The organism is bacterium (assembly GCA_040755795.1).
Lineage (GTDB): Bacteria > UBA9089 > CG2-30-40-21 > CG2-30-40-21 > SBAY01 > JBFLXS01.
Genome location: JBFLXS010000112.1, coordinates 1 through 10,643, shown reverse-complemented (window position 1 = coordinate 10,643; position 10,643 = coordinate 1). Strand labels below are relative to the sequence as shown.

At 34.3% G+C, this 10,643-nt stretch carries 6 protein-coding genes; 1 reads left to right on the top strand and 5 read right to left on the bottom strand.

Translation table 11 applies throughout. From position 1 onward, the window contains the following. Nucleotides 1-370: 370 nt before the first annotated feature. From AB1414_08935 to AB1414_08915, 5 genes are all read right to left on the bottom strand, one after another. Nucleotides 371-1,870, bottom strand: coding sequence for an HD domain-containing phosphohydrolase (locus AB1414_08935; GenBank protein MEW6607564.1), 1,500 nt, complete (start codon nucleotides 1,868-1,870; stop codon nucleotides 371-373). Between the two features lie 957 nt (nucleotides 1,871-2,827). Then, a complete protein-coding gene (locus AB1414_08930; GenBank protein MEW6607563.1) occupies nucleotides 2,828-3,010 on the bottom strand; it encodes a Fic/DOC family N-terminal domain-containing protein in 183 nt (60 codons plus the stop codon). Nucleotides 3,011-3,448: 438 nt separating this feature from the next. Beyond that, on the bottom strand, nucleotides 3,449-5,728 hold the full coding sequence (locus AB1414_08925) for a YfhO family protein (GenBank protein MEW6607562.1): 2,280 nt from the start codon (nucleotides 5,726-5,728) through the stop codon (nucleotides 3,449-3,451). 288 nt (nucleotides 5,729-6,016) lie between these two features. Beyond that, entirely contained in the window at nucleotides 6,017-6,871 is an 855-nt protein-coding gene (locus tag AB1414_08920) for a tetratricopeptide repeat protein (protein ID MEW6607561.1), read from the bottom strand. 386 nt (nucleotides 6,872-7,257) lie between these two features. Beyond that, a complete protein-coding gene (locus tag AB1414_08915) occupies nucleotides 7,258-8,130 on the bottom strand; it encodes a hypothetical protein (protein ID MEW6607560.1) in 873 nt (290 codons plus the stop codon). Nucleotides 8,131-8,252: 122 nt separating this feature from the next. On the opposite strand from AB1414_08915, the gene AB1414_08910 reads away from it, so the two are divergent. Further along, nucleotides 8,253-10,331 (top strand): polyribonucleotide nucleotidyltransferase, encoded by a 2,079-nt coding sequence (locus AB1414_08910; protein ID MEW6607559.1) that lies wholly within the window; start codon nucleotides 8,253-8,255, stop codon nucleotides 10,329-10,331. Nucleotides 10,332-10,643: the final 312 nt, after the last annotated feature.

Below are 10,643 nucleotides of genomic sequence, written 5' to 3'. Positions count from 1 at the left end.
GAGAAGGACAACCCCCTAACCCCCTTTATTAAGGGGGAATATCTGTTCTACACCAGAGGATACGAGTCTGTGGATACTATACTAATTCGCTAATCTCTAATTCACTAATTCGCTATTTTCAGGGGAAGAGCGTAGTTATTTTTTATGTAACCGTTCAGGGCTATACATTAGAAGTGTAAACAAGGAGAAATGGGGAAAAGGGAGAATTGGAGAAATGGCTCAAACTTTTTCTTGCTCCACCCTTCGGACATCAATCCTGGAGTCTGCGAAATTTACCAGTAACCCTATTTCTTTATCCACTGCTACAGGCATTAATAATCCTATCAGTTAACTCTTCTTTTCTCCACTTCTCCATCTTCTCCCTTTCTCCTTATTTTTTATATCCTACCTGAACTCTTACTTTTTTATTTATCTGCATAATTTTTAAAAACACTTCAGCAATATGTGGGTCAAACTGTTGCCCTTCATTTCTTTTGATTTCAGATAACGCCTCTTCTTTACTTAGTTCTTTACGGTAAGGTCTGCGGGAAATCATAGCACTATAGGCATCAGCTACCCCTATAATTCGAGCGAATAGGGGAATCGCTTCACCCCTCAATTTATCTGGATAACCAGTGCCATCAAATCGTTCATGATGATGAAGGACACCTCCAATTACCCATTCTAATTTCCGTAATGGAGACAGAATTCGGACTCCTGCTGATGGATGTTCCTGTATTCTTTTAAGCTCATCCTCTGTTAATTTGCTTTGTTTACAAAGAATTTCCTCAGGAACTTCTACCCTGCCTATATCATGTAATAGAGCCGATAATCGCAAATTTCGCTTTTCTGTAAGTGATAATTGTAATTCATCTGCAATCATCATCGTATATTCAGTTACCTTCATAGAATGGTCTAATGTGTAAGGGGTTTTAGCATCTATCGCCATTAACAATGTTTTAAATGGTCCCAGTGAGTTATTTAACAAGTCAGAGATTTTCACATTTTTCATTTTTGATATGAGTTCACCTTGTTTGGATAGAAAATCTACTGCCTTTTTAATATCACTCATAGATATACGCTCGGCTTCTTTAAGTATCTCAATAAATTTTACATTTTCTAATTCTTCGGCTAATGTTACATTTATTGGCAGGGTAAAGATAAACTTACTGCCTCTACCGATGGCACTTTCTACCCATATTTTACCACCATGGGCTTCTACAATCCCTTTACTAATTGCCAGTCCTAAACCTGTCCCTTTGACAAGATGTGGTTCTACTCTCTGGAATTTTTCAAAGAGATGAGGTAAATATTCATCTGAAATACCCATCCCCTGGTCTTGAACGATTATTTTCACCTCATCTTCTTCTACCATTCCTTCAATTATAATCTCACCACCTTGTGGTGAATATCTAATTCCATTATCAATCAAGTTAGTAAGTACTTCCTCTAATCTATCTTTATCTCCTATAATCACAGGAAAATCTGAGGGAAAGTTTATTTTGAATTGATGAATGGATGTAGTTGAGATTAGATTGTCAACCACAGATTTTACCAATACAGGTATATCTATTACATCTCGATAAATTCCAAACCAACCCCTTTCTATTCGGGATACATTGAGAAGATTATTAACTAATTTTATCATATGATTGGTTTGAACATCCAGGCGATGAAGGAAATCCAGGCGTTTTTCAGGATTATTACCTATATCTTCCTGCTTAAGTAAAGAAATATATCCTTTAATAACGGTAAGTGGGGTGCGTAATTCATGAGATGCGATGGAAACAAATTCAGACTTTGCCTGATTATTTCTTTTTAAATCCGTATTTGTTCTCTCTAACTCTACTATCTTTTCACTTAATTTTTTAATCTCGTCTGGTCTTTCCATAAAAGCTTCTTCTCCTTTCTTTAGGTGGATTATAGAGTTCTGCAAAACCAGGAAACTGTAGTTTTTAAGCGGGTATTTAAAACCTCTATTTTTATCAATTTCCTCCAAAGAGCAAAATGCAAAACTCGTTTATAGTTTATAGTTCAGACTTCTCCAAACTTGAGGTGTCGTTCGCTATAAGATATGGAATTTCAATTAGTTATGAAAATGTCGTTAAATTGGACATTTGCAAATTTCTTGACTCTGTAACATATTGAATTTAAAAGAGATATTTTTTGCAATGATTTTAGCTAAAAATTCAAAGTGTTTAAAATCAAGAAGTTATCGTTAAAGCTAATGTCCAAAAATTTGGAGTCAGGTTGGAGAAGTCTGTAGTTTATAGTTTATGGTTTATAGTCTATAGTCCTTCAACTATCTACTATCAACTATAAACTATCTTTGCCAAAGTTCAGTAAAATTATCTCTTTCCTTTCAGCGTTAAAATACTTGAAGCAAAGATATTATCACATTCCTCCAACCCTTTGAGAAACAGTCATAAACCGGCGGTTCACAAAGGACGATGAAAAATAATAGCACGCTGATGACGCTGATGATGCGGATATTCGCGGATATAAGATAGAATAGAAAAAAGAGAAAAAATCAGTGAAAATCCGTTAAATCCGCGTTATCCGCGTGCTATTTTAACATTATTTTCAGGGGAAACACTCATGAACCTGCGGCTCACAAAGGGGGATGAAAATAATGGAAGAACAACCCCCTAACCCCCTTTATTAAGGGGGAATATCTGTTCTACACCATAGGATACGAGTCTGTGGATACTATAACTAATTCGCTAATCTCTAATTCACTAATTCGCTATTTTCAGGGGAATCTCTTATAAAGATGGTGAATAATCATCAACCTAATCATCAACCTAATCATCAACCCTTTGGCTACGCTCAGGGTAAACTTTCTCTGTTATTCCAGTGCCTCAAGGTAATTGAGCACCTCCTTTTTGTCTTTCTCCGTAGCGACAACTTCTTTGCCGGCAGCCAATACTTCGACTTGCTCAAGAGTAAGATTGTTACCTTCAATAGCAGTGGATGAATGGGTATTACGAAGCCTTGCCTGCCTGCGCAGTGACGCTTCCCATTTGGGCACAAGATGGGCATGCTCAATAGTTTCACGAACCTCTGCAATTGTCGTAAGATTGTTAAGTATTTTTTTCAGTTATGGTATATTTCGGAATAAATGGCATTGATATTCCTCCTTATGCTCTGGAATATCTATTTAAGGGGTAACTATTCAGCTACAAATGGACACAGATGAAACACTGAAAATTCGTGAATCGTGTCCGGTATCTGTGTCCGTAATTAGGCTCAAGGTTAAAGGCAAATTCAGGTATAGTGCCTCGTATCTCCTCTCCTTCTCCGTTTCTCCCCCGTTTCCCCCTTTCTCATCTGTCCTCTGACTTCTACTATCTATCCGTGTTCATCAGTGGCTGAATAGTTACTTTATTTCTATGTCTTCTCTGTCCCCTCTTGAGAGGGGTTAGGGGTGTGTCCTGTGCTTCTGTGCGGTAAAGGACTACCTGAACGGTTACCAATTTTTTTTCAATTTGTTCATTCGATACCACAAGTAGATTATCAAACCTAAAATAGTAAAGATAGTAATACACAAACCTATTTTGAAAGATAAAGATTCGTATTTAAACTTAACGATATGATTTCCTTTATCAAGATACACAGCCCTTACTAAATGATAGGCACGATATATCTTTTCTTTTTTACCATCGACATAAACCTGCCAGCCAGGATAATAAAGGTCTGATAAGACTAAAAAGCCCTTATCTTTCATACTACATTGAATAACTACCTCCTCATTTTTATATTTAATTATTTCTGGTGGCTGGTGGCTGGTGGCTGGTATCTGGTATCTGGTGGCTGGTGGCTGGTGGTTGGTTTTTGGTCTTTCTTCAAGGATGACATATTTTTTAGGGTTAAATTCCTTACTACTTAATTCTTTTAGAACATCCTCTTTTCTCTTAATTACTTTAACCTCATCTACCACAAAAGCTCGAGGCAAGACTTGCTTATTTTCTATAATCTTGATTCCATTATCTTCAAAGACGGTGCTAAATCGCTCATCTTCTATATCCAGCGTAAATAATATATATTTGACATTAAGTAAATTAAGTAATTGTATATTTTTAATTATCAGAGGGATAACTTCTTCTTGACTAATACATTCAGGAGTATTTTGACGAAAAAGATTTATTACTTCTTGCCAATATTTCACATAGATTAAGCCCAGAATCATATTTATCTCTTGAATATGTGAATAGATATTAAAATTAATGGCTAGCAGTTTTCTAAAGGTATCAACTGGGTATTTTTCTTTAGAGACTATCTTTACTTTACCAGGATAGACAGACATAATTCTATAGACATTATCTTCTTTTTGTATTAAAAATCTTGAAGTTTGTGGAATAAGTATGGATGATAAATTTGATGTTTTAACAAGTTGTGGCATACCTTTTACTCCAAATATGAATAAGTCAATTAAAATTAAAAATATGGTCAGGAATTTGAAGGTTAATAATCCTATCCTTTGTTTAAACCATAGAATTAATATGAGCAGACTTAAGATTATAAAGATAGAAAAGAAAAATACATCTTCCTGGATATACTTAATTCGCTTATCAGGAAAATCCCGGGGTAATAATGCTTCAAGACCAATTATATTAAGTAAAACAATACCTGCTAAGACTAAAGTTAAGAAAATCCATAATATTTTAAGATATATTTTTTTATTTATTCCTTGACTAATTAAATATGAAAATCCAAATCCGCTTAAGATAGAAATAGAAAAAATCAAAAGGTCGCCAAATCGTGCTGGTGCTCGAATACTATTGAATATTGGTAAATGCCACAACATAGTGAACAAAGGGGTAGAACTACCTACCATTAATATTCCAGAAAATATCAATAATAAAGAAAAGAAGTAGGTATATCTATTCTTTTTGGAAAAAATAGTAAATAATAATAATAATAATGGCAATATGCCTATGTAGATACAGCCTTCTGTAAAAAACCATTTACCCCAGTAGACATCACGGTCTCCCATAAAATAAGGTAAAATAAAGGTGATAAAATTTTGTGGTGGGAAACTACCAATATTAGCAAATTTAAGACTTATTCCTCCTCCTCGATTAGAAATAGATAATAATTCATGGGTTGGGAGTATTTGAACAGCAGATAGACCAAAACTTATTATTAGCATTAAGATAAACATTAATAAAAAGTTAAGTATCTTTTTAGGATGCTCACTAAAAACACCCCATAAAAAATATAAACTTAAACATAATAATGAATAAAATGTCATTTGTTGATGTCCTGATAGCACTTGAATTCCAATAAATATCCCGGCTAAGATCACATAGAAATATCTCTTTTCAGCCACCTTAATAATCCTTTCCATAAATATTAATAATAGAGGTAACCAGATAATCGAATTTAATATGTCCATATGCTCTAAATGGGCTATTGAAAATCCACTAAACATAAAAATTAGAGAAGAAATTAAGGCTGAAGTTTTTGGTAAGCCGATTGTGGTAGCAAAAAAGTAGGTAAATACCCCGGCTAAAATAAAATGAATTACATAATTTAGATTAAAGGCAATATAAGCAGGAAAAAAAAAGAATAAAATAAGGTTCAATGGATACATAAATCCTTGATTACCTACTGCAAATACTGGAAAGCCACATTGAATATCAGGTAACCACAATGGAAAATTAAATCCCTTTAAACCTTCACTATAGAATAATTTGATGGGATAAAATATACACATTATATCCCCTTGAAAAAATATCCAATTCATACTTATTATTTTCCAAAAGAATATAATTACAAAACTAATCAATAAACCTATAGATATTAAATCGTATCTATATTTGATGTGCATCTAATTTTACTCCATTTAGTCTATGGTCTTTAATCTTATCTTAAAAAAAGCGTAACTGTTCACCGCACAGACGCACAGAAAAAATTAAAATCTATGGACGAGACGCTTAACATCCCTGATTTAGTTTTAAGTTGTATCTTTGAGCTTTGAGTTTTGAGATTTGAGTTATATTTTTATCTATACCTGAACGGTTACCATTTCATTTTAATCATCTTTCACAGGTAAGATTATTTTCAAAGAGTGTATTTTTTCTCTGGCAACACTTGTTAAATTATGATGCGGGTAGTCTTGTATGAATTGTTCATAACAGGAAATAGCTTCTTTTGTCTTTTTCCTATCTTCATAAATCTTTGCCAACTGATATAATGCCTGTGCACCTCTTTCTGTATGAGGGTAAATATCAATCATATTCCGTAAGGTATTTATCATTCCCTGCCAATCATCTAATTTTTCATAAGTTTGGAGAATCTTATCCTCCATAACCATAACTAATTTTTTATGAGATGGATAACTATTTATAATTTTGTCATAATAAACAATTGCGTCTCTTAGAGTTTTTTCTGCCTCTTGATATTTCTTATCTCCTTCGTAATATTGGGCAATATGGTCTGGAAGGTCTATCGCTATTAAATTTAATGGATAATCCCTCATAATTTCCTTAAAAATGACCAGGGCATTATCCCATTTGTTTTCCTGTTCATAAGAAAGTCCAATTAGAAGTTTTGCCGTAAGGCAGTTTTCTCTCTGGTAGGAAAAATCAGAAATAAATTCATTAAGTTTTTGTCTTGCCTTTTTAAAATCCTTTTTAAGAAGATAAAGATGTCCAATGGTATATTGGATATTTCCGCCTTTAAAGCCCTTTGAACTCAGATTAATAATTTTCTTAAAATCAGCAATTACCTCGTCTATTTGGGATGGAGTAACAGAAGATGGATTTTTACTAATTTGGATATATTTTTTGTAAGCATGATAGTACATCCGCTCCAGTTTATATTCCTGCGTGCAACTGGTTAATAAAATTATTAGTGTTAAACCTATAATATTAAATAAGTTTTTCATGATACTTCTTTAGGTGGTGTCTTAATCTAGTGTCGTGTTGAACAAATAACGCACGGAATTTGATTCTGGTAACTGGTGATTGGTAACTGGTAATTAAATACCGTTCGGCTGAGCTCAGGACGAAACTATTTAACCAGTTACCACTTACCAATTATCCGTTTGCATGTTACGAAACCTGATGATGCCCCGTGCAAAACTTACTCAACACCACACTAGTATAAAGGTTGAAATAGTGTAAGAAAAGGAGATAGGGGGATTATGGAGATAAGGGGATAAATTCATTCTAAAATTTTGCAAATTACTATGAATAATCTCCATATCTCCTTTTATCTCCTTATCCCCTTTTTTACACCAAATCTGCATAGATTTCACTATTAGAGTTATTTTCAGACACTACCCTTCTTTAAGAAAACTAATGTTAAAGATGTTATTTGAAGAACCTGCGTAATAAGATAAACTAAAAATCCTGCTCCCATAATGACAAAGACAATTTCAGGGAAAAAATTATCCATTAACAAAGTAAGCACCTTTTGTTTTATTAAAACTATTATATTATTAAGTATGTTAGGCATACAGATTAAAATAAATGTAACTAAAAACAAAGAGAGGCTCATTTTAAAGGATGTTTTGATAGAGGCTAATATTTTTTTATTTTCAATTATTACAATTGGAATGCAGAAAGCAAAAAAGGTTTCAATGACTAAAGTCAGGAAAAAACAGAAGTATTCCATTAATCGACTCATTCGCCAGGTAGGAATATGGATAGTTTTTGATATTTCTTTAGTATAGAATTCTGAAACTAAAAATTTACCCAGATAAAAAATGGTAAATACGAGAATTGTTACGATTATCCACAATCCAAGAAGAATAAGGTATTTTTTTAATACCGGGAGAATATTATTGAAAATTTCAGGTTTATGACCTTCTGCTGATTGATAAACCATACGCACCGTCATACCACTGATTAAAGGAGCAAAAATAAGCACCAAAATCAAATCAACATAATCAAAGATAGTTGGTAAAATAACAAGATTAGAGGGATAATGAAGATAACTTTCACCAAAAAAAACTTTAATTGGCGGGGACAATAACGGAGAGAAAATTGGTAGATAATTTAAGAATAAAAAAATAAGGAATAGAATTTCTAACAAAATTAAAGTAAAATAGGGAAGAAAAATCCTGGGCTGTTTAACCATCATCTTAAAACTTTCGCTCCAGATTAAACCAACTTTTATTCTTTTAATTTTAATTTCTTCCATAGAAAAAATTATATCACAAGCAAAAAAAAAAGTCAAGGATAAGTTTTTCTTGACATAATTAACAAAATATACTATAATTTTAAGCAATTTAGAGGAACATAAAAAAGGAGGATAAAAATTTTATGTTTACAGTTGAATGCAAAATAGGTAAGAAAAACCTGACATTAGAAACAGGGAAGGTAGCTAAACAAGCCAACGGTGGTGTCTGGGTAAAATGTGGAGACACTTCTGTTTTAGTTACATCAGTTGTAAGTCCAGAGGTAGATAAAGAAAAAGACTTTTTCCCATTAACCGTTGAGTATCAAGAAAGATTTTATGCGGCGGGTAGAATACCTGGAGGATTTTTCAGACGAGAAGGAAAACCATCCGAGCGTGAAATCTTGAGTAGCAGACTTATTGACCGTCCACTTCGCCCCTTATTTCCTGAAGGATTTTTAAATGAAGTCCAGATAGTTCCTACTGTTTTATCTGCAGATGATACCCCACCAGATATTTTTGGCATCATTGGCGCCTCTGCATCACTTTATATCTCTGATATTCCTTTTACCACACCCATTGGAGCCGTGAGAATAGGAAGGATTAATCAGGAGTTCATCGTCAATCCTACCTATCAAGAAAAAGATGAATCTGACCTGGATATTATTGTTGCAGGCACCAAAGGGACAATTATGATGCTTGAGGCCTCAGCCAATCAGTTAGATGAAAGGGTGATTTTAGAGGCAATTGAGTTTGCTCAACCGATTATTTATCAAATTATTGATTTACAAGAGGATTTGAGACAAAAAGCAGGAAAAGAAAAGATGGAAGTTCCTATATTTATGATTGACAGGGAACTTGACCGCCGGGTTCGAGAATTCGCAACTAATTTACTTAAAGAGGCTCTGTTTATTCCAGATAAAACTTTAAGGAATAAAAAAATTCAGGAGGCTATATCCCAAACAATCTCACATTTTGAATCAATTTCTTCTGAACAGGAACCACAAATTTGTAAAGTAATAGACATTATTAGCGGGGAGATTGTTCGAACCTCTATATTAAAAGATGGTAAAAGGGCTGATGGTCGTAACCTTACTTCAATCAGACCCATAGAATGTCAAGTTGGGATATTACCAAGAACACATGGTTCTGCATTATTTACCAGAGGGCAAACACAGGGGTTAGTCATAACGACATTAGGCACACCAGAAGATGAACAAATGTTAGATAACATTGAAGGGAAGAAATTCAAACAATTTATGTTGCATTACAATTTTCCGCCGTTTAGCGTTGGGGAGATTAAATCAATGCGAGGTCCTGGCAGACGCGAGGTAGGACATGGTGCTTTAGCCGAACGCTCACTTTTCCCTGTCGTTCCACCCAAAGAAAAATTTCCTTACACCATTCGGGTTGTATCAGATATTTTAGAATCAAATGGTTCTACTTCTATGGCTTCGGTATGTGGTGGTTCATTGTCTTTAATGGACGCGGGAGTCCCAATTATTGCCCCTGTTGCAGGAATCAGTATTGGATTAGTTAAAGAAAATAACGACTTCGCTTTAATGACGGATATTACCGGGTTAGAAGATGCTTATGGTGATATGGATTTTAAAGTTGCCGGGACTAAAAATGGCATTACGGGTATTCAATTGGATATAAAGATTCCAGGGATAACTAATGAAATAATAAAAGCAACATTAGAACAGGCTAAACAAGGAAGATTATTCATCTTATCCGAAATGGAAAAGGCTATTTCTCAACCTAAAAAAGAGGTTTCTGAGTATGCCCCTAATATTGTTATGATGACTATTCCGGTGAGAAAGATTAAAGATGTTATTGGCCCTGGCGGAAAGGTAATCAAAAATATCACAGAGACTACTGGAGCAAAAATTAATATTAAAGATGATGGGTCGGTAAATATCTCTGGACCGGATAAAGAATCCACCTCACAAGCAGTAGGGATGATTGAGTATTTAATTGAAGAAGCTGAAGTAGGCAAAAGTTATCGCGGCAAAGTGATGAGAGTTACCACCTTCGGTGCATTTGTAGAAATACTACCTGGCAAAGAAGGATTGCTTCATATATCTCAATTAGCCGATTATCATGTCAAAAAAGTTGAGGATGTAGTTAATGAAGGAGACGAAGTAATGGTTAAGGTGATTGGGATTGATGAGCATGATAGAATCAGTTTAAGCCGAAAGGCACTGCTTCACGAACGAAGATAGGTCTATGCATCAAGAGTGTAGGTTCGGGGCGCGGGATTCGGGGTCCGGGATTCGGGAATGAAAAAATCCCCGAAATCCGGGTGGTGTCTTAATCTAGTGCTCTGTCGCTACTCAATTGATGTGCCCCGCTGGCGGGGGTAGGGGGTGGATTCTTCTATTTCAGATTTCATAATCGTTCAGGTAATAGGAATAATATTGAATATCGAATGTAGAATACTGAATGTAGAATGATGAAGTTTCTGGATTTTTCTGTTTGGCCGTTTTTATACTTTGAACATTCTACATTCGATATTCTACATTCAATATTTTGTA

Coding starts and splice junctions, on each gene's coding strand:
- AB1414_08935 (MEW6607564.1), bottom strand. CDS start 1,870: ATGGAAAGACCAGACGAGATTAAAAAATTAAGTGAAAAGATAGTAGAG.
- AB1414_08925 (MEW6607562.1), bottom strand. CDS start 5,728: ATGAATTGGATATTTTTTCAAGGGGATATAATGTGTATATTTTATCCC.
- AB1414_08920 (MEW6607561.1), bottom strand. CDS start 6,871: ATGAAAAACTTATTTAATATTATAGGTTTAACACTAATAATTTTATTA.
- AB1414_08915 (MEW6607560.1), bottom strand. CDS start 8,130: ATGGAAGAAATTAAAATTAAAAGAATAAAAGTTGGTTTAATCTGGAGC.
- AB1414_08910 (MEW6607559.1), top strand. CDS start 8,253: ATGTTTACAGTTGAATGCAAAATAGGTAAGAAAAACCTGACATTAGAA.